At 65.8% G+C, this 18,295-nt stretch carries 16 protein-coding genes; 5 read left to right on the top strand and 11 right to left on the bottom strand.

Going from position 1 to position 18,295, the window contains the following annotated elements:
- Positions 1 to 10 precede the first annotated feature (10 nt).
- Positions 11 to 1,054, bottom strand: coding sequence for a rod shape-determining protein (locus tag GRI55_RS08805; RefSeq protein WP_050600579.1), 1,044 nt, complete (start codon positions 1,052 to 1,054; stop codon positions 11 to 13).
- Positions 1,055 to 1,248: 194 nt separating this feature from the next.
- Here GRI55_RS08805 and mutL point away from each other — a divergent pair, with 194 nt between their 5' ends.
- The gene (mutL, locus tag GRI55_RS08800; protein WP_160766872.1) at positions 1,249 to 3,051 is read left to right on the top strand and encodes a DNA mismatch repair endonuclease MutL; all 1,803 of its coding nucleotides are present in this window, start codon (positions 1,249 to 1,251) and stop codon (positions 3,049 to 3,051) included.
- Entirely contained in the window at positions 3,051 to 3,539 is a 489-nt protein-coding gene (locus GRI55_RS08795) for a hypothetical protein (protein ID WP_160766871.1), read from the top strand. The genes mutL and GRI55_RS08795 overlap by 1 nt, the downstream gene beginning before the upstream one ends.
- A gap of 1 nt (position 3,540) precedes the next feature.
- Here the strand turns inward: GRI55_RS08795 and GRI55_RS08790 are convergent, their stop codons facing one another.
- The 10 genes from GRI55_RS08790 to GRI55_RS08745 all read right to left on the bottom strand — a co-directional run bounded on the left by GRI55_RS08790 (position 3,541) and on the right by GRI55_RS08745 (position 12,216).
- Positions 3,541 to 3,999 carry a MaoC family dehydratase gene (locus GRI55_RS08790; RefSeq protein WP_160766870.1) on the bottom strand — a complete coding sequence of 153 codons (459 nt, stop codon included), beginning with the start codon at positions 3,997 to 3,999 and terminating at the stop codon, positions 3,541 to 3,543.
- A gap of 122 nt (positions 4,000 to 4,121) precedes the next feature.
- Complete coding sequence (locus GRI55_RS08785; RefSeq protein ID WP_160766869.1) at positions 4,122 to 4,922, bottom strand: DUF1206 domain-containing protein; 801 nt, start codon at positions 4,920 to 4,922, stop codon at positions 4,122 to 4,124.
- A gap of 63 nt (positions 4,923 to 4,985) precedes the next feature.
- On the bottom strand, positions 4,986 to 6,257 hold the full coding sequence (locus GRI55_RS08780; protein WP_160766868.1) for an alkaline phosphatase family protein: 1,272 nt from the start codon (positions 6,255 to 6,257) through the stop codon (positions 4,986 to 4,988).
- A 10-nt stretch (positions 6,258 to 6,267) separates the two neighbouring features.
- Complete coding sequence (gene ychF, locus GRI55_RS08775; protein WP_160766867.1) at positions 6,268 to 7,368, bottom strand: redox-regulated ATPase YchF; 1,101 nt, start codon at positions 7,366 to 7,368, stop codon at positions 6,268 to 6,270.
- 64 nt (positions 7,369 to 7,432) lie between these two features.
- Positions 7,433 to 8,428, bottom strand: a complete 996-nt coding sequence (locus tag GRI55_RS08770) for an SDR family oxidoreductase (protein ID WP_160766866.1) — start codon at positions 8,426 to 8,428, stop codon at positions 7,433 to 7,435.
- 80 nt (positions 8,429 to 8,508) lie between these two features.
- Positions 8,509 to 8,730 carry a PEP-CTERM sorting domain-containing protein gene (locus GRI55_RS08765; protein ID WP_050600571.1) on the bottom strand — a complete coding sequence of 74 codons (222 nt, stop codon included), beginning with the start codon at positions 8,728 to 8,730 and terminating at the stop codon, positions 8,509 to 8,511.
- Between the two features lie 106 nt (positions 8,731 to 8,836).
- The gene (gene pth / locus GRI55_RS08760) at positions 8,837 to 9,406 is read right to left on the bottom strand and encodes an aminoacyl-tRNA hydrolase (RefSeq protein ID WP_160766865.1); all 570 of its coding nucleotides are present in this window, start codon (positions 9,404 to 9,406) and stop codon (positions 8,837 to 8,839) included.
- Between the two features lie 87 nt (positions 9,407 to 9,493).
- Entirely contained in the window at positions 9,494 to 10,180 is a 687-nt protein-coding gene (locus tag GRI55_RS08755) for a 50S ribosomal protein L25/general stress protein Ctc (protein ID WP_050600569.1), read from the bottom strand.
- A gap of 129 nt (positions 10,181 to 10,309) precedes the next feature.
- A complete protein-coding gene (locus GRI55_RS08750) occupies positions 10,310 to 11,176 on the bottom strand; it encodes a TraB/GumN family protein (protein ID WP_160766864.1) in 867 nt (288 codons plus the stop codon).
- A 101-nt stretch (positions 11,177 to 11,277) separates the two neighbouring features.
- Positions 11,278 to 12,216 carry a TraB/GumN family protein gene (locus tag GRI55_RS08745; RefSeq protein WP_160766863.1) on the bottom strand — a complete coding sequence of 313 codons (939 nt, stop codon included), beginning with the start codon at positions 12,214 to 12,216 and terminating at the stop codon, positions 11,278 to 11,280.
- A gap of 113 nt (positions 12,217 to 12,329) precedes the next feature.
- Here GRI55_RS08745 and GRI55_RS08740 point away from each other — a divergent pair, with 113 nt between their 5' ends.
- The 3 genes from GRI55_RS08740 (at position 12,330) to ppdK (ending at position 18,287) form a co-directional block, all read left to right on the top strand.
- Positions 12,330 to 13,229, top strand: a complete 900-nt coding sequence (locus GRI55_RS08740; protein WP_130586545.1) for a glycine--tRNA ligase subunit alpha — start codon at positions 12,330 to 12,332, stop codon at positions 13,227 to 13,229.
- Positions 13,230 to 13,343: 114 nt separating this feature from the next.
- The gene (gene glyS / locus GRI55_RS08735) at positions 13,344 to 15,563 is read left to right on the top strand and encodes a glycine--tRNA ligase subunit beta (RefSeq protein WP_160766862.1); all 2,220 of its coding nucleotides are present in this window, start codon (positions 13,344 to 13,346) and stop codon (positions 15,561 to 15,563) included.
- A gap of 57 nt (positions 15,564 to 15,620) precedes the next feature.
- Positions 15,621 to 18,287, top strand: a complete 2,667-nt coding sequence (gene ppdK, locus GRI55_RS08730) for a pyruvate, phosphate dikinase (protein WP_160766861.1) — start codon at positions 15,621 to 15,623, stop codon at positions 18,285 to 18,287.
- Positions 18,288 to 18,295 lie beyond the last annotated feature (8 nt).

Below are 18,295 nucleotides of genomic sequence, written 5' to 3'. Positions count from 1 at the left end.
CCTGCCTTTCCTAAGCCGTCATCAGGACGCCGCGGTAGATCGGGTCCTCCATTGCGCGGCCCGTGCCGAGAGCGACGCAGGACAGCGGATCTTCCGCGATGGTGACCGGCAGGCCGGTTTCCTCGCGCAGATATTCGTCCAGCCCGCCGATCAGCGCGCCGCCGCCGGTGAGCACGATGCCCTGGTCGACGATGTCGGCCGCCAGCTCGGGCGCGGTGTTTTCCAGCGCGATGCGCACGCCTTCGACGATCGCGCCGATGGGTTCGGACAGCGCTTCGGCGATGTGGCCCTGGTTGATCGTGATTTCCTTGGGCACGCCGTTGACGAGGTCGCGGCCCTTCAGCGTGATGCTTTCGCCCACGCCGTCTTCGGGCGGACGTGCGACGCCGAAATCCTTCTTGATCCGCTCGGCGGTGCTGTCGCCGATCAGCAGGTTGTGATGTCGGCGGACATAGGAAACGATCGCTTCGTCCATCTTGTCGCCGCCGGTGCGGACCGAGGTGGTGTAGGCGAGGCCACGCAGCGACAGCACGGCGACTTCGGTTGTGCCGCCGCCGATGTCGACGACCATGCTGCCGACCGGTTCGGTCACGGGCATGTCGGCACCGATCGCCGCGGCCATCGGTTCGAGGATGAGATAGACTTGGCTGGCACCCGCATTCGATGCGGCATCGCGGATCGCGCGGCGTTCGACCGAGGTCGACCCCGACGGCACGCAGATGGTGATTTCGGGATAGCGCATCAGGCTCTTGCGCCCGTTTACCTTGCGGATGAAGTGCTTGATCATCTCTTCGGCCACGTCGAGATCGGCGATCACGCCGTCGCGCAGCGGGCGGATGGCCTCGATGCTATCGGGCGTCTTGCCCATCATCATCTTGGCATCGTCACCCACGGCCTTGACGCGCTTCATGCCGTTGATCGTCTCGAGCGCAACCACGCTCGGTTCGTTCAGGACGATACCCTGGTCCTGCACGTAAACCAGCGTGTTGGCAGTGCCGAGGTCGATCGCCATGTTCTGCACGCCGAATTTGAAGAGATTGTTCCAGAAGCCCATTTTCGTTCGATTTTCCGTTGTGTCGCGTGATCCGGCGAAGGGGAGCGACCCGCTCGCACCTCTCCAGCAGGAAATGGTGGGCGAGCCTTAGCGAGATTATCGCGGGAATGCCAAAATTTTCCGCTATTCCCGTGGGGGATAGGTGAACGCATTGCCTCGGAATCGCGGCGCTTCACCGCTAGAACGATCTACCCATGCCGCAAATCCGCCGCCTGCCCGAGAATCTGGTCAACCGCATCGCTGCGGGCGAGGTGGTCGAACGGCCGTCTTCGGCGCTCAAGGAGCTTGTCGAAAACGCGATCGACGCCGGGGCCACGCGGATCGCGGTGAAGCTGGTCGAAGGCGGACTGACCAGTCTCGAGGTGACCGACGACGGCTGCGGGATGAGCCCCGACGAAATGGCGTTGGCGCTCGAACGGCACGCGACATCGAAGCTGCCGGACGAGGCGATCGAACAGGTCGCGACACTGGGGTTTCGCGGCGAGGCGCTGCCGAGCATCGCCAGCGTGGCCCGGTTCACGATCGAGAGCCGTCCAGCCGGGGCCGAGCAGGGCTGGAAACGGGTGGTCGATCACGGCGAAATTGCCGCCGAAGGCCCCGCAGCGCTGCCGCCCGGCACGCGGGTGCGGGTCGAAAACCTGTTCGGCAAGATCCCCGCGCGGCGCAAGTTCCTGCGCACGGCGCGGAGCGAATACGCCGCCTGCAAGGACGTGGTCGTGCGGCTTGCCATGGCGCGGCCCGACGTGGCGATCAGCTTCGATCACGGCGAGCGGCGAATCTTCGCGCTGCAGGGCGGGGAAGGGCTGACCAACCGCGTCGCGCAGCTGATCGCGCGCGAGCTCAAGGACAACGGCGTCGCGATCGACATGGACCGCGGCGGAATGCGCCTGACCGGGATCGCGGGCCTGCCGACCTACAACCGCGGCGTGGCCGACCACCAGTATCTGTTCGTCAACGGCCGCCCGGTGAAGGACCGCCTGCTCACCGGTGCAGTCCGCGGCGCCTATGCCGACATGCTCGCGCGGGATCGCCACGCGGTGCTGGCGCTGTTCCTCGACCTCCCGGCAGAAGAAGTCGACGTGAACGTCCACCCCGCCAAGACCGAGGTGCGGTTCCGCGATGCACAGGGCGTGCGCGGATTCATCGTCTCGGGCCTGCGCCGCGCGCTGGCGACGGGCGACAAGCGCAGCGCGCAAAGCCCCGACGCGGGTGCCATGGCGCGCTGGCAGCAGGAACCCGTGCGCGAGGAGCCGTCGCCCGCGCTGCGCTCGATCTTCGAAGGGCGCGACTGGTCCGCGCCTGCCACCGGCGTGGCCGAGCCGGGCCGGGCCTGGCACGCGGGCGAGGGCGGCACCATGGCCGAGCCGCGTGGCCGGGCCGAGGAAGCGGTACCGGCGGATACGTCCGCGGCGGACTATCCCCTGGGCATTGCCCGCGGTCAGGTCGCCAACACCTATATCGTCGCCGAAGCGCGGGACGGGCTGGTGCTGGTCGACCAGCATGCCGCGCATGAACGGCTCGTGCTCGAACGCCTGCGGGCTGCGGGCGCCGAAGAAGCGGTCGCGCGCAGCCAGGCGCTGCTGATCCCCGAAGTGGTCGAGCTCGACGAAACCAGCTGCGACCGGCTCGAGGAAGCTGCACCCCGGCTGGCCGAACACGGGCTTGCGATCGAACGTTTCGGCCCCGGGGCAATGCTCGTACGCAGTCTGCCGCACGCCATCGCCCGCACCGATCCTGAAAAACTGCTGCGCGATATCGATGACGATCTGGCGCTCAATGGCGAGGCGCTGCTGCTGGGCGAAAAGCTCGATCTCGTTCTGGCCACGATGGCCTGCCACGGTTCGGTGCGCGCGGGGCGCGTGCTGCGGGTCGACGAGATGAACGCGCTGCTGCGCGAAATGGAACGCACCCCGCGTTCAGGCCAATGCAACCACGGCCGGCCGACCTGGGTCAAGCTGTCGATGGAAGACGTCGAGAAACTGTTCGGGAGGCATTGATGCGCATTACCATACCGCTCCTGTTGGCGCTGGGACTGGCGGCCTGTGCGGACGAGCCGACCGAGGAAGAGCGGGCTGCCGCCGTGGCGGAAGTGGAGGCGCACCAGACGCCGCCGCCCGAACAGCTCGAACCCGGAGCGATCCGCTATCGCGAGATCGAGGAATACGACCTCTACGGCGCAGGCTGCAGCTTTGCGCCCGCGGGCGGGGGAGTGGCGGCGGTGGCGCTGGCCATGGCCGAAACCGGGCATTTTCTGCGCGATGGCGAAATGCAGACGCTGGCTGCCGACAAGGGCAGCGCCGAACTGCCCTATCTTGCGCGCAGCAAGTATGACGGGACGGCCTATTCCATGACGCTGGAGATCGACGAGGATGCGGGCGAGGAAGTGGCTGCGGAAGTCAGCGATTTTCCCGCCACGCTGACGATCTCGAATGCCAACGACCAGGTGGTCTATCGCAAGTCGGGCATCGCGCAATGCGGCGTCTGAGCTAGTCGGTCCCTTCCGGGTCGCGTGTGCGGATCAGCCCGTTCGAAACCATTTCCATAACCGGCTCGTCATTCTGGTTGAAGACGGTGAGATGGCTCTTGAAGATGCCCATTTCCGGGCGCGAGGCGCTGCGGCGTTTCTCGATCACTTCGCTTTCGCAGCGCAGCGTGTCGCCCGGATAGACCGGCTTCTTCCAGCGCAGCTTGTCGACCCCGGGTGACCCGAGCCCCGCCTGCTTGTGCTTGGTGAGATTGGCGACCAACATCGACATGGTCATCGCACAGGTGTGCCAGCCGCTGGCGGAGATGCGGCCGAAATGGGTTTGCGCCGCGGCTTCGTCATCGAGGTGGAAGGGTTGCGGATCGTATTTCCTGGCGAAATCGATCACCTCTTCACGCGTCACTTCATAGTGCCCGAAGGCCTGCTTGTGCCCGATGGCGATGTCTTCGTAGAACTGCATTGCAAAATGCAATGGATCAATCGCGCGAGCGACGCAACATGGAAATGCAGTCGCGCCCCTGCAACGCGAAAAGGCGCGCGGGTTTAAAGCCGCGCGCCTGATGCGTTGGATGGGTGGTGGAACTACGCCCGGAACTGCGGGACCCGGCCGTCGGAACCCATGTCGGGAATGATCCGGTAGCGGGCCAGCACGAGGCTGAAGATCCCGAAGGCCAGCAGGCCGATCGCCACCAGCGTGAAGATGATACCTTCGCCCGCAAGGCTCGCCACGGCATCGCCCAGTGTCTTGACCTGATCCGAGCCGCCCGACAGGAAACCGGCCTTGAACAGCGACCAGCCGATGACGAGGAAGACGACGGCGCGGGCGATATAGCCGATGCCGCCGACGATCCGGGTCTGCGAGGGTGCACGGCCGCTGATCCGGTTCATGAAGCTGCCGGTCGCGCCCTTCTTGGCCTGGAAGATCGCAGTTGCGAAGAAGGCGATGCCGAGCAGGCCCAGCACCACGCCGCCGAACTCCATCGACAGGACACCCGAAGCCGCGTCCTGTGCGCCGCCACCGCTGCTGTCGCTGCCGGAACTGGCGAATTTGTAGGCCGAATAGGCAAGGGCGAGGTGGCCGATTGCGCTACCCGCATGGCCAAGCCTTACCGCCCAACCCTTGGTGTCGGTCCCGTGGTTCTCGATATCGAAGAATGTCGAGGCGAAGCGGAAAAGTGCATAGGCGAGCAATCCCACCACCATCAGCCACAGGATGGCGGTGCCGAGCGGGAAATCGCGGATCGCCTGGAAAATACCGTTGGTGCCTTCGCTGATCCGGCCTGCGCTGGTCAGCGCGATCAGGCCGAGCACCGAATAGAGGATGGCGCGGCTGAAATATCCGACGCGCACCAAAGTGCTGAATGTTTCCGACTTGTCGACCACATCTGTCTCCCCGTTGAGCTTTGATTGGCAACGGGGTGGGGGCGGTCTCGTTCCGCCCGGCGCTTAATTTTGCTGGGCGAGAGCACCGCGGACATCGGCCAGGTCGCCATCCGAGCGCGCTGCCTGCGGCAAGCCGACAAGATGGCGCAGCAGCGGCGCGACCGCGGTGTTCTGGAAGCCGTCCAGCGTCACGCCGTTGCGGAAGGCCGGCCCGTGGGCAATGAACAACGATGCCATTTCCGGCGCGAAGGGATCGTATCCGTGACTGCCGCCGCTCCACTGTGCGCCCGGCGCCGTGGCCGAAATCGTCCAGCCGGTATCGGGCAGGCACAGATAGGGCGGGATGCGATCATGCGTGCCGTACTGGAAGCGCGCCGGGATTTCGTCCTTGCGCCAGCATTCCATATGCGCGTGATCGCGCAGCAGGGCCGCCTCGAGCGCCGCAGCATTGCCTTCGGTGGGCTGGAAGGTCGCATAGGCGCCGCCTTCGACCAGCCGGTAGAGCGCCGGATCGACGATATCGGCCAGCGCAATGACCCGGTCCGAGCCTGTCGCAGCCATGCCGTGATCCGAAACGATCACCAGGTTGGCGGGCTGGCCCAGCGTCTCGAGCCCGGCGACGAGACTGGCGATGTGCCGGTCGATATCGCGCAGCGCGGCGTCGGTTTCCTCGCTAGCCGGCCCCGCGCCATGGCCCGCGCTGTCGACCGTGTCGAAATAGAGCGTGACGAATTCGGGGCGGATTTCGGCCGGCCGGCGCAGCCAGTCGAGCACCGAATTGACGCGCTGGGTGTTCGAAACCTGCATGCTGAAGGCCTGCCAGTCGCTGGCCATCGTCCCATCGGTCACCGGGCCGTAGCGCACTGCCGTGCCGCCCCAGGCCACGGCCGAGCCGGGCCAGAACATTGCGGCGCTGCGGATGCCCGCTTCCTCGGCCTCGACCCAGACCGGCTTGGCTTCGCTCCACCAATAGGGATCGACTGTGGCCATGGTGAAGGGATCGTCGGGGCGCGCGGCATCTTCCATGCGGTTGGCGGTGATGCCGTGATGATCGGGCACCAGGCCGGTCACCAGCGTCCAGTGATTGGGGAAGGTTTTGGTCGGGAAGGACGGCCGCATCGCCGCGCGCGTACCGTCGCTGGCCAACTGCGAGAGCGTCGGGGTCAGCCCGCGTTCGAGATAGTCCGGGTGGAAGCCGTCGATCGATACCAGGATCGTTACCGGTTCGCGCTGCTGGGCCACCGCCATGCTGGCGACTGGCGCATCGGCATAGGCGGCGCAGCCGCCCAGCACGCTGGCAAGACCGAGGGCGAGGGCGGCGGCAATCCGGTTCATGGAAGTGACCTCAGACGTTGAACTTGAACAGCAGGACGTCCCCGTCCTGTACCAGATATTCCTTGCCCTCCTGGCGCAGCTTGCCCGCTTCGCGCGCACCGCTTTCTCCGCCCAGTGCAAGGTAATCATCGTAGGCAATTGTTTCAGCGCGAATAAACCCGCGCTCGAAATCAGTGTGGATCTCGCCCGCGGCCTGCGGTGCCTTGGCCCCGGTGGGGAAAGTCCAGGCGCGCGTTTCCTTCGGACCGGCGGTGAAGAAGGTCTGCAGGCCGAGCAGCTTGTAGCCGGCGCGGATCACCCGGCTCAGTCCCGATTCCTCCAGCCCCAGTTCGGCGAGGAATTCGCCGCGATCTTCGACCGGCATCGCGACCAGTTCGGCTTCGATCGCTGCCGAGACCACCACGGCTTCGGCGCCTTCCGTCTTGGCCTTGGCGAAAACCAGCTCGGACAGCGCATTGCCGCTGGCGGCGTCCTCTTCGGCGACGTTGCAGACATAGAGCACCGGCTTGGCGGTCAGCAGCTGTGCCTGCTGGAAGACGCGGGCCTCTTCCTCGTCCTTGGGTTCGGTCAGTCGTGCAGGCTTGCCGTCCCTGAGCAGTTCGAGCGCCTGGCCGAGCACGCTGGCCATCAGCTTGGCTTCCTTGTCGCCGCTGGTGGCACGCTTGGCGGCAGCGGGGACACGCTTCTCGAGGCTTTCGAGATCGGCCAGCAGCAATTCGGTCTCGACCACTTCGGCATCGGCCAGCGGGTCGACCTTGTTGGCGACGTGCTGGATGTCGTCATCCTCGAAACAGCGCAGCACGTGCACGATCGCATCGACTTCGCGGATATTGCCGAGGAACTGGTTGCCCAGCCCTTCGCCCTGGCTGGCGCCTTTGACCAGTCCGGCGATATCGACGAAGGCCAGCTGCGTCGGCAGGATCTTGGCCGACTTGGCGATCGCGGCAATCTTGTCGAGCCGCTCGTCCGGCACCGCGACCTGGCCGACATTCGGCTCGATCGTGCAGAACGGATAGTTCGCGGCCTGCGCGGCCTGCGTCTCGGTCAGTGCGTTGAACAGGGTGGACTTGCCGACATTCGGCAGGCCGACGATCCCGCAGCGGAAACCCATCAGAAACTCCGGTATATGTGTGTGGCGCGCGCCTTAGCCGCGCCGCACGCGAATAGCCAGAGCGTCAGACGTTGTGCACCGCCTTGATCAGCGGGCCGTAGCCGCTTTCGCCCAGCCACCCGACCTGCGTCTGCGCGCTGACCTCGTTGATCGCGGTCTGCGGGATCGCTCCGCCGCTCACCGGCAGGCGTACCGGCCGGCTCCCCGGGACCATGCCCAACACCCGCATCATCGCGCGCGGGATATCCATCGGATCGGCGCTGCGGCCCGAACCGTCCGCCGTTCCCATGCCCGCGACGATCTGTGGGTACCCGTCCAGATGCGTCTGGTCGGAGCGGTCCTTGAGCTGTTGCGAATAGCGGTTGCGGTTGACCCAGATCTGCGTCGGGTAGCCACCCGGCTCGATCACGGTCACGCCGATATTGTGCGGGACCAGTTCGTAGGCGAGCTGTTCGAACATCGCCTCGACGGCGAACTTGGTCGCCGAATAATGTCCGGTATAGGGTACCATGACCCGGCCGAGCTGGCTCGACACGGCGAAGATATGGCCCTGCTTGCGCGCGCGCATTCCGGGCAGCACCGCGCGGGCCAGCCGGTGGTAGCCGAGCACATTGGTGTCGAAGGCGAGCTTGGTCGCTTCCATGTCCTGGACTTCGACCGGGCCGGTGATGCCGATCCCGGCATTGTTGACCAGCACGTCGAGCCCGCGCCCGATTTCGCGCTCGGCGCTGGCGACGGCTTCGCTGACCTCGTGATCGAGCAGCACGTCGAGCCGCAGTACGCGGATATCGAGCGATTCGTGGCGCGCCAGCTGCATCAGCTCTTCGGCCTCGGGCCGCGGCGTGTTGCGCATGGTGGCGAAGACAGTCGCTCCGGCGCGGGCGAAATGTTCGGCGGCGAGGCGCCCGAAGCCCGATGAGCAACCGGTGATGAGGATCGCCTTGCCCGTCAGGTCGGGCGCGGGGATCAGCTTGTCGTCCTGCGCCCGGACGGCAGTGGCGGCAAGCGCTCCGGTGGCGGCGGCTCCGGCAAGCAGGGTGCGGCGGGTCAAATCAGGCATGGCAGTCTCCCTTCCGCGGAAGCATGCCGTCAAATGCCCCGATTGGCCAGCGGTTCGAAGGCCGCCGCGCCGGACCGAAGCTAGCCGCCCCGCTTGCGCTTCTTGCGGCGGTAGAGCGCCACTGCGGCACCGTAGCCCGCGATACCGGTCCCCATCATCGCCAACGCGCCCGGTTCGGGAACCGCAGTTCCGCCGCTGCCGTTTCCGCCACCCGAATCGCTGGGCGGGCGGGTCATCGCCGCCGCGGAAGTGGCCGTGACCAGCAAGCTGGCGGTGAGAAGTGCTGTCTGCAACAGGCGCATGAATGATCCCCGAATTATTCGAATGCCGCGATAATGGAGCATTCGCACTTTTCGAACCGTCTTTGCACGATTGTCTCCAACCGGGACATTTCGACTTCTCGCCGGTTCAGTCCTGCAGGCGCAGCGCGATATCGTTCATGAAGCGGGCGTCGTCACCCTTGGCCAGCCATTCGGCTTCGGCCGCCATTGCCGCCAGCATGTCGGCCAGCGGGTCCATTTCGCTCTTGGCGTAATTGCCCAGCACATGGCCGTGGACGCGCTCTTTCGATCCGGGGTGGCCGATGCCGATCCGCACGCGGCGGAAATCGGGACCAAGGTGCTGGTTGATCGACCGCAGCCCGTTATGGCCCGCCAGCCCGCCGCCCATGCGGACCTTGACCTTGAAGGCGGCAAGGTCGAGCTCGTCATGGAACACCGTCAGCGCGTCTGGGTCGAGTTTGTAGAACCGCAGCGCTTCGCCCACCGCGCGGCCGCTTTCGTTCATGAAGGTCGCGGGCTTGAGCAGCAGCACCTTGTGCGTGCCGATCCTGCCTTCCTGCGCCCAGCCGGAAAACTTCTTCTGGACCGGGCCGAAATCGTACATCGCCGCGATGACGTCGACCGCCATGAAGCCGACATTGTGCCGGTTCATGGCGTATTGCGGTCCGGGATTTCCAAGGCCTGTCCATATCTGCATGCGGGGTCCTCTAGCGACCATGGGGCCAAACGCAAAACGCCGGCCCCTCGCGGGACCGGCGCTTCGTTGCGGTGAGGCAAGAGGCGATTACTCGCTCTTGTCTGCCTGTTCCTGCGCAGCGTCCTCGTCGACACCCTGTTCGGTGGCGGGGACATCCTGCGGATCGGTTTCGCCGTCCTGCGTGGTATCGCCTTCGGCCTTCTTGAGCGCCGAGGGAGCAACCAGCGTGGCGATGGTGAAGTCGCGATCGGTGATCGCGCTTTCGCTGCCGGCGGGCAGCTGCACTTCGCTGATGTGGATCGAATCGCCGACTTCCTTGCCGGTGACGTCGACTTCGATCTCGCCGGGGATCTTGTCGTTGTCGCAGACCAGTTCCAGCTCGTGACGGACCACGTTCAGCACGCCGCCCTTCTTCAGGCCGGGGCTGGCTTCCTCGTTGAGGAACACGACGGGGACCGAAACTTCGATCTTGCCGCCCTTGGCGAGGCGGAAGAAGTCGGCGTGCTCGGGACGGTCGGTGACCGGGTTGAGAGCGACGTCCTTGGGAAGTGTCTTGACCTTCTTGCCACCGATTTCGACCTCGACGATCGAGTTCATGAAGTGACCGGTCATCAGCTGTTTGACCAGTTCCTTCTCCTCGACGTGGATCATGATGGGGTCTTCCTTGCCGCCGTAGATCACGGCGGGGACACGGCCTTCACGGCGCAGCTGACGGGAGGCTCCCTTGCCAGCCCGTTCACGCGCCTCGGCCGGCAGGGTCAGAGCGTCGCTCATGGCACTTACCTTTCGAATGCTATTTGGTTGCTCGGTCCACCACGCCTCCAGGGATGACCATGGTGCCGAAGGGCGCGCGCATACGCAGGGCGGGCGTGAAAAGCAAGCGGCATCGCCTGCCGGGCGGCGTTATTCGAGGCGGCTGACGGTGTAGCCGCGGCTTTCGAGCAGGGCGGGCAGACCGCGTTCGCCGAGCAGGTGGCCCGCGCCCACCGCGATCAGCGGGCGTTCGCTGGCGGAAAGCAGGTTCTCGATCTGCGCCGCCCAGGCCCGGTTGCGGTCATACAGCAGGACCTGCGCAAGTTCGGGGTCGGCGAGGATCCCGCGCCGCGTCAGCTCGATCAGCCGGTCGGTGTCGCCGCCCAGCCAGGCGTTGGCCAGCGTATCGCCCTTGTCGCCATATTCGCGCGCTTCCTCGATCACGGCATTGAGGAGGTCGCGCTGTTCGGTCTGGGGCAACGTATCGAAGATGGCCAGTTGCGCGCGCGCGCCCTCGAGCTCGACGACCTCGCGCTGGTCGAAGGCGGCCAGCAGCACGCGGTCGGCGCCGTTTTCCGCCTTGTTGGTCTGCGCGACCTGCGCCAGCGCCAGCGCCGCAGCCCAGCTTTCCATCGGGTCGAAATAGCTCCGGCGGACCTTGGCCTTGACCAGCAGTTCCTCGAATTCGCCGCGCAGCGCGGGATCGATCCGCTCGATCACCGGCCCCTCGCGCCGGTCGAAGGCCATCTGCTGGAACAGATTCGACAGGTCCTCGCCATTGTCGAGATCGGCCACTTCGACCACCAGCATGTCGGCATCGCCAAGCGTTTCGGTCAGCCGCGGCGATTGCCACTTGGCCCCGTCGGGCAGCGCGTGGATCGTGCCGAACAGCCATCCCTCGACCGCACCTGCGCTATCGGTGATTTCCCACAATGCGGGGTGCGGCCCATCGGGCTTGGCGGCATCGGGCGTGCTGTCGCAAGCGGCGAGCAGCAGCGCCAGCGCAAGACCGAGCATGCGGCCGGCCCGGGAGGATAAGCGAAACGTCACATGGCCTATCTGCATGGAACGCGCGGCCGCGCAAGCCGGGAAAAGCCCGCGGTCCGACGATGGGACAGCTATTGCACGCGGGTCACCGCCAGCCCGCGGCCGGTGAGATAGTCCTGCACGCTCATCGCGCCCGCCAGATGCCCCGCGCCCACGGCAACGAACACCGTGCCGGGCTCGTCCAGCCGCGTATCGATCCATTCGGCCCAGCGCTCGTTGCGATCGTAGAGCAGCGCCTTGGCGAGCACCGGATCGGTCAGCCCCTCGTTGAGCAGCGCGGCCAGCCCGTCGGCATCGCCATCGAGCCATTCTTCGACCATGCGGTCCATCATCGGGACGATGTCGTCGATATTGTCGGCCGAGACCATCAGGAAGGCGACCTGCGATTCCACCGGCAGCGTGTCGAACAGTTCGATCTGCCATTCGAGCGTTTCGAGCGCGCCGCGCGCCGCACTGGCCGGAGCGAGTTCCTCCAGCTTCATCTCGACCCCGCTTTCCGCCTTGTAGCCGGCCTGGAGCAGGGGTACGATCGACAGCGTCATGGCCGCGAACCACGGTTCGAACTGGTCGAAGGCGGCGGGCGGCATGTTCATCCCGGCCAGCGCGGCTTCGAACTTCGCGCGATCATCGTCGCCCAGCAGGTCGCGCAGCGTGCGCCCGTCGGCCAGCAGCGCCTTGGTCATCACCTGCTGCTGCGCTGCAGGATCGAGCGCGGCACCGCTGGGGATCTCGGTGACCAGTTCCTGCGTTTCCGCCAGCGCTTCGCCGATCGGCCCGCGATACCATTCGACGGTTTCGGGCAGGGCGTGGATGGTGCCGAACAGGTAGATCGTCGTGTCCTCGTCCACGACCTTCCACAGGCCCGGGCCCACGGGTTCGGCAGGCGCGGCAGGCTGCGCGACCGGCGCAGCCGGCTCGGCGACCGGGTCGGAATAGGTGGCGCATCCCTGCAGCGCGAGAGCAAGGGGGGCGAGGGCGAGCATCGCCGGGCGAAGCGAGAAGGCGGTCATGTAATGCGATTCCATTCGGGACAGTTGCCTGCAGGATACCTATGCAACCCCGTGCTTGCCAAGCAGCGCTGCGGCATTGACCGGTGAAACATCGTGCGCCATTGCCCCGCGCCATGGACCGCAATCCGCAAAATTCCTTCCAGGACATGATCCTCGCGCTGCACGATTTCTGGAGCGCGCAGGGCTGCCTCATCCTGCAACCCTACGACATGCGCATGGGCGCCGGCACATTCCACACCGCGACGACGCTGCGCGCGCTCGGCCCCGAGCCGTGGAACGCCGCCTTCGTCCAGCCGTGCCGCCGCCCGACCGACGGGCGTTATGGCGAGAACCCTAACCGGCTGCAGCATTATTACCAATACCAGGTTATCCTCAAGCCGAGCCCGCCCGATATTCAGGACCTCTATCTCAAGAGTCTCGAAGTGATCGGCATCGATCCGCTGAAGCACGATATCCGCTTCGTCGAGGACGATTGGGAAAGCCCCACGCTGGGCGCCTGGGGGCTTGGCTGGGAAGTCTGGTGCGACGGCATGGAAGTTACCCAGTTCACCTATTTCCAGCAGATGGGCGGGTTCGACTGCAAGCCGGTGGCGGGCGAGCTGACTTACGGGCTCGAACGCCTCGCGATGTATATCCAGGGTGTCGACAACGTCTACGATCTCGCCTTCAACGATCGCGGCGTGAGCTATGGCGACGTCTTCCTCGAGAACGAGAAACAGATGTCGAAATGGAACTTCGAAGTCGCCGAAACGGGCGCGCTGTTCGACCTGTTCAACAAGGCCGAGGCCGAGTGCCGGAACGCGCTCGCCAATGACGTGCCGATCGCCGCCTACGAACAGGCGGTGGAGGCCAGCCACATCTTCAACCTGTTGCAGGCGCGCGGCGTGATCAGCGTGCAGGAACGCGCCAGCTACATGGGCCGGGTCCGCGATCTCGCGCGCGGCAGCTGCGAAGCGCATATGGCCAAGGAAGCGCCCGCCTGGGCCGAGAAATATCCGGAGTGGTCGAAATGATCTGTTTACCCGCTCCCGTCGCTCCTGCGAAGGCAGGAGCCTATCTGCCACCTGAGGAGCTTGCTACAGCCCTTATCTGGGCCCCTGCCTGCGCAGGGGCGACGGAGCGGGATTATGTCTGATTTTCTCCTCGAACTCCGCAGCGAAGAAATCCCCGCGCGCATGCAGGCCGGCGCGCGCGCCGAACTGGAAAAGCTGTTCCGCCGCGAACTGGACGCCGCCAGTGTCGAGTGCGGCGAGATCACCGTCTGGTCGACTCCGCGCCGCCTTGTGCTGATCGCGCGCGGCCTGCCGCTGGCGACCGAGGCTGTCAGCGAAGAACTGAAGGGTCCGCCGGTTGGCGCGCCCGATCAGGCGATCGACGGTTTCTGCCGCAAGGCGGGGGTGGACAAGGGCCAGCTCGAAACGCGCGATGTGAAGGGCAGGGCGACCTATTTCGCGGTAAAGAACGTACCCGGTCGCGCCACGGCGGACCTGCTCGCCGAAGCGATCCCCGCGATTATCCGCGACTTTTCATGGCCCAAGTCGATGCGCTGGGGCGCGGCCTCGATCAGCACGGAGTCCTTGCGCTGGGTTCGCCCATTGTCCGGTATCGTCGCGCTGCTGGGTGACGACGTGGTCGAATGCGAGGTGCACGGCGTCACCAGCGGCGCGGTCACGCTGGGCCACCGCTTCCACCACTCGGGCGACATCACCATCGGCAATGCCGACGACTATGCGATGAAGCTGCGCGCGGGGCATGTCATCGTCGACCATGAGGAACGGCAGGACCTGATCCGCTCGGGCGCCGCCAAGGTCGCCAGTGAAGCCGGCCTCCGCCTCGTCGAGGACGAGGGGCTGGTGATCGAGAACGCAGGCCTGACCGAATGGCCCGTTCCGCTGCTCGGCCGGTTCGAGGAGGATTTCCTCGAGGTCCCGCCCGAGACGATTCAGCTGACTGCGCGCGTCAACCAGAAGTACTTCGTTTGCGAGGACGAGAAGGGCGAACTCGCCAACGCTTTCATCTGCACCGCCAATATCGAGGCGGAGGATGGCGGCGCGCGCGTGGTCGACGGCAACCGCAAGGTCCTCGCCGCGCGCCTGTCCGACGCGCGCTTCTTCTGGGACGTCGATCGCAAGAAAACGCTCGCCGAGCACGCCAAGGGGCTGGAGCGGATCACCTTCCACGAGAAGCTGGGCGCGGTGGCCGACAAGGTCGAGCGCGTGGCCAAGCTTGCGCGCTGGCTGGTCGAGGAAGAAATCGTCAAACCCAACACCCGTCATTCCCGCGAAGGCGGGAATCCAGATAACGGCGGTGGTACAGGCAATTCAGGCCAGCTGGACCCCCGCCTGCGCGGGGGTGACGGCTTGAGCCGGGACGACCTCGCCGACATGGCCGAACAGGCCGCGCGGCTCGCCAAGGCCGACCTCGTCACCGAAATGGTCGGCGAGTTTCCCGAGCTACAGGGCCTGATGGGCGGCTATTATGCCCGCGCCGAGGGCCTGCCCGATGCCGTCGCCGACGCGATCCGCGATCACTACAAGCCGGTGGGGCAGGGCGACGACGTTCCGACCGCACCGGTGACGGTGGCGGTGAGCTTGGCGGACAAGCTGGATACGCTGCGCAGCTTCTTCTCGATCGATGAGAAGCCCACCGGATCGAAAGACCCCTTCGCACTTCGTCGTGCGGCGCTGGGTGTTATCCGCATCGTACAAGACAACGACCTTCGTTTCGGCGTTGCCCAAGGCGACCTCCTCGACTTCTTCGCCGACCGCCTCAAGGTCCAGCAGCGCGAGGCAGGTGTCCGCCACGACCTGATCGACGCGGTCTTCGCGCTTGGCGGCGAGGACGACCTTGTCCGCCTGCTTGCCCGCGTGCATGCGCTCCAGTCCTTCATGGACAGCGAAGACGGCGCCAACCTGCTCGCCGGCTACAAGCGCGCGGCCAATATCCTCAAGAAGGAGGACTGGCACGGCGCCGAAGGCGAAATCGCGCGGACGGGCGAGGAAGACCCGCTGGCGATTGTCGACGATCCCGATCTGAAGGCAGTGGTCGCGGCCAAGATGGAGCAGCGCCACGCCAGCGAGCTTTCCTACGCGGCCGAACCGGCCGAAAAGGCGCTCATGGATGCCTTGGCAAATTCGGAACCGGCAGCGAGCCGAGCCATTGCAGCGGAAGACTTTTCCGCCGCCATGGCCGCACTGGCCGCTTTGCGGGCGCCGATCGACCGTTTCTTCGAAGAAGTGACGGTAAATGCCGATGAAGAAAACAAGCGGGCACACCGGCTCGACCTGCTTGCGCGCTTCCGTGCTGCGGTGCACAAAGTCGCCGATTTCAGCCGCATCGAGGGCTGATGAATTATTGCTCCATGGACCGTGGTCCATGTGGTCCAAGTTGTAGGGATTGCCTTGATGAGTAACGACACGGTCTTCACCTTCGGCGGGAACGCGCCGCATACGAATGCAAGGCAGAAGGACAAGACCGTGACCGGCGGCAAGGGCGCCAACCTCGCCGAAATGGCGAGCATCGGCCTGCCGGTCCCGCCGGGCTTCACAATCGCGACCGAGGAATGCCTCACCTATCTCGCCGGCGGCAGCGACTTCACCGCCAAGCTGCGCAGCGATGTCGCCGCCGCGCTGAACCATGTCGAGAAGACCGTGGGCAAGGGCTTCGGCGATGCCGCCGATCCGCTGCTCGTCTCGGTCCGCTCGGGCGCCGCAGTGTCGATGCCCGGCATGATGGATACCGTGCTCAACCTCGGCCTCAACGACGACACCGTCGCCGGGCTGGCCAACACCAGCGGCGATGAACGCTTCGCCTGGGACAGCTACCGCCGGTTCATCCAGATGTATGGCGATGTCGTGCTCGGCGTCGATCACGGCCTGTTCGAGGAAGCGCTCGAAATCGCCAAGGAAGACCAGGGCTATTACGCCGATACCGAGCTGAGCGCCGAAGAATGGAAGGTGCTGGTCGCCGAATACAAGGCGATCGTCGAGCGCGAGCTCGGCTCGCCGTTCCCGCAGGACCCGGTCGAGCAGTTGTGGGGCGCGATCAGCGCGGTCTTCGACAGCTGGGATACCGAGCGCGCCAAGATCTACCGCCGCCTCAACGACATCCCGCATGACATGGGCACCGCGGTCAACGTGCAGGCGATGGTGTTCGGCAACATGGGCGATACCAGCGCCACCGGCGTCGCCTTCACCCGCGATCCGTCCACCGGCGAGAAGGCCTATTACGGCGAATGGCTGGTCAATGCGCAGGGCGAAGACGTGGTCGCGGGCATCCGCACGCCGCAATACCTCACCAAGGCGCGGCGCGAACTGGCCGGGGCCGACAAGCCAAGCATGGAAGAAGCCATGCCCGAAGCCTTCGCCGAACTCGCGCGCGTGTTCGACCTGCTCGAACGGCATTACACCGACATGCAGGACATCGAGTTCACCGTGCAGCAGGGCAAGCTGTGGCTGCTCCAGACGCGCAATGGCAAGCGCACTGCCAAGGCGGCGCTCAAGATGGCGGTCGACATGGTCGGCGAAGGGCTGATCGACGAGAAGACCGCGATCCTGCGCGTCGACCCGATGGCGCTCGACCAGCTGCTTCACCCGACGCTCGATCCCGAAGCGCCGCGCGACGTGCTGACCACCGGCTTGCCGGCTTCGCCCGGCGCGGCCAGCGGCAAGATCGTGCTCGATGCCGACACTGCCGAACTGTGGGCCAATCGCGGCGAGAAGGTCGTGCTCGTGCGCGTCGAGACCAGCCCCGAGGACATTCACGGCATGCATGCCGCCACCGGTATCCTCACCGCGCGCGGCGGGATGACCAGCCACGCCGCAGTGGTGGCGCGCGGCATGGGCCGCCCCTGCGTGTCGGGCGCATCGCAAGTGTCGATCGCGCGCGAAGGCCGCATGCTCACCATCGGCGACCGCGAACTCAAGGAAGGCGATGTCATCACCATCGACGGCGCCAACGGGCAGGTCATGGCGGGCGAAGTCGCCACCATCGAACCCGAACTGGCGGGCGACTTCGGCACGCTGATGGAATGGGCCGACAAGCACCGCCGGATGCGCGTGCGCACCAATGCCGAAACCGAGACCGAATGCCGTATGGCGCGCCAGTTCGGCGCCGAAGGCATCGGCCTGTGCCGCACCGAGCACATGTTCTTCGATGCGGGCCGCATCAGCGCGGTGCGCGAAATGATCCTCGCCGATAGCGAGGCTGGCCGCCGCGCCGCACTCGACAAACTGCTGCCCGAACAGCGCAGCGACTTCGGGACGATCTTCGAGGTTATGGCGGGCCTGCCGTGCACGATCCGCCTGCTCGACCCGCCGCTGCACGAATTCCTGCCGCATGGCGATGTCGAGTTCGAAGACCTCGCGCGCGCCACCGGCGTCGATATCGAAAAGCTGCGCCGCCGCGCCGGCGAGCTGCATGAATTCAACCCGATGCTCGGCCATCGCGGCTGCCGGCTCGGGATCACCTATCCCGAGATCTACGAAATGCAGGCGCGCGCCATCTTCGAGGCGGCCTGCCAGGTTGCCAGGGACAGCGGCGATGCGCCGGTGCCCGAGATCATGATCCCGCTGGTCGCCACGCGCCGCGAACTTGAACTGCTCAAGGATGTCGTCGACCGCGTGGCCAAGGAAGTGTTCACCGCCACCGGCACGACGCTCGAATATCTCGTCGGCACGATGATCGAACTGCCGCGCGCCGCGCTGATGGCGGGCGAAATCGCCGAAGTGGGCGAATTCTTCAGCTTCGGCACCAACGACCTGACACAAACTACGCTGGGCGTGAGCCGCGACGATGCGGGCCGCTTCCTGACAACCTATGTCGACAAGGGCATTTTCGCGCGCGATCCCTTCGTCAGCCTCGACATCGACGGCGTCGGCCAGCTGGTCGAACTCGCCGCCGAACGCGGGCGCGCGACGCGCGACGGGCTCAAGCTGGGCATCTGCGGAGAACATGGCGGCGATCCGGCGAGCATCGCTTTTTGCGAGAAGACCGGGCTCGATTACGTCAGCGCCTCGCCCTACCGCGTGCCGATTGCGCGGCTCGCGGCAGCGCAGGCCAGCCTGCGCTAGGCAATTCG

It is taken from the genome of Qipengyuania citrea (genome assembly GCF_009828015.1).
Classification (GTDB): Bacteria; Pseudomonadota; Alphaproteobacteria; order Sphingomonadales; family Sphingomonadaceae; genus Qipengyuania; species Qipengyuania citrea.
Note: the sequence above shows the minus strand (reverse complement) of the source record. Positions and strands in the feature narration are given on the sequence as shown.

What these genes read in the sequence shown, in the direction of transcription:
- GRI55_RS08780 (WP_160766868.1), bottom strand. Translation starts at nt 6,257, where the DNA reads ATGAACCGGATTGCCGCCGCCCTCGCCCTCGGTCTTGCCAGCGTGCTG.
- pth (WP_160766865.1), bottom strand. Translation starts at nt 9,406, where the DNA reads ATGCAGATATGGACAGGCCTTGGAAATCCCGGACCGCAATACGCCATG.
- GRI55_RS08770 (WP_160766866.1), bottom strand. Translation starts at nt 8,428, where the DNA reads ATGCCTGATTTGACCCGCCGCACCCTGCTTGCCGGAGCCGCCGCCACC.
- GRI55_RS08790 (WP_160766870.1), bottom strand. Translation starts at nt 3,999, where the DNA reads ATGCAGTTCTACGAAGACATCGCCATCGGGCACAAGCAGGCCTTCGGG.
- GRI55_RS08795 (WP_160766871.1), top strand. Translation starts at nt 3,051, where the DNA reads ATGCGCATTACCATACCGCTCCTGTTGGCGCTGGGACTGGCGGCCTGT.
- GRI55_RS08740 (WP_130586545.1), top strand. Translation starts at nt 12,330, where the DNA reads ATGGACCGCAATCCGCAAAATTCCTTCCAGGACATGATCCTCGCGCTG.
- GRI55_RS08745 (WP_160766863.1), bottom strand. Translation starts at nt 12,216, where the DNA reads ATGACCGCCTTCTCGCTTCGCCCGGCGATGCTCGCCCTCGCCCCCCTT.
- mutL (WP_160766872.1), top strand. Translation starts at nt 1,249, where the DNA reads ATGCCGCAAATCCGCCGCCTGCCCGAGAATCTGGTCAACCGCATCGCT.
- GRI55_RS08755 (WP_050600569.1), bottom strand. Translation starts at nt 10,180, where the DNA reads ATGAGCGACGCTCTGACCCTGCCGGCCGAGGCGCGTGAACGGGCTGGC.
- ppdK (WP_160766861.1), top strand. Translation starts at nt 15,621, where the DNA reads ATGAGTAACGACACGGTCTTCACCTTCGGCGGGAACGCGCCGCATACG.
- glyS (WP_160766862.1), top strand. Translation starts at nt 13,344, where the DNA reads ATGTCTGATTTTCTCCTCGAACTCCGCAGCGAAGAAATCCCCGCGCGC.
- GRI55_RS08805 (WP_050600579.1), bottom strand. Translation starts at nt 1,054, where the DNA reads ATGGGCTTCTGGAACAATCTCTTCAAATTCGGCGTGCAGAACATGGCG.
- GRI55_RS08765 (WP_050600571.1), bottom strand. Translation starts at nt 8,730, where the DNA reads ATGCGCCTGTTGCAGACAGCACTTCTCACCGCCAGCTTGCTGGTCACG.
- GRI55_RS08750 (WP_160766864.1), bottom strand. Translation starts at nt 11,176, where the DNA reads ATGCTCGGTCTTGCGCTGGCGCTGCTGCTCGCCGCTTGCGACAGCACG.
- ychF (WP_160766867.1), bottom strand. Translation starts at nt 7,368, where the DNA reads ATGGGTTTCCGCTGCGGGATCGTCGGCCTGCCGAATGTCGGCAAGTCC.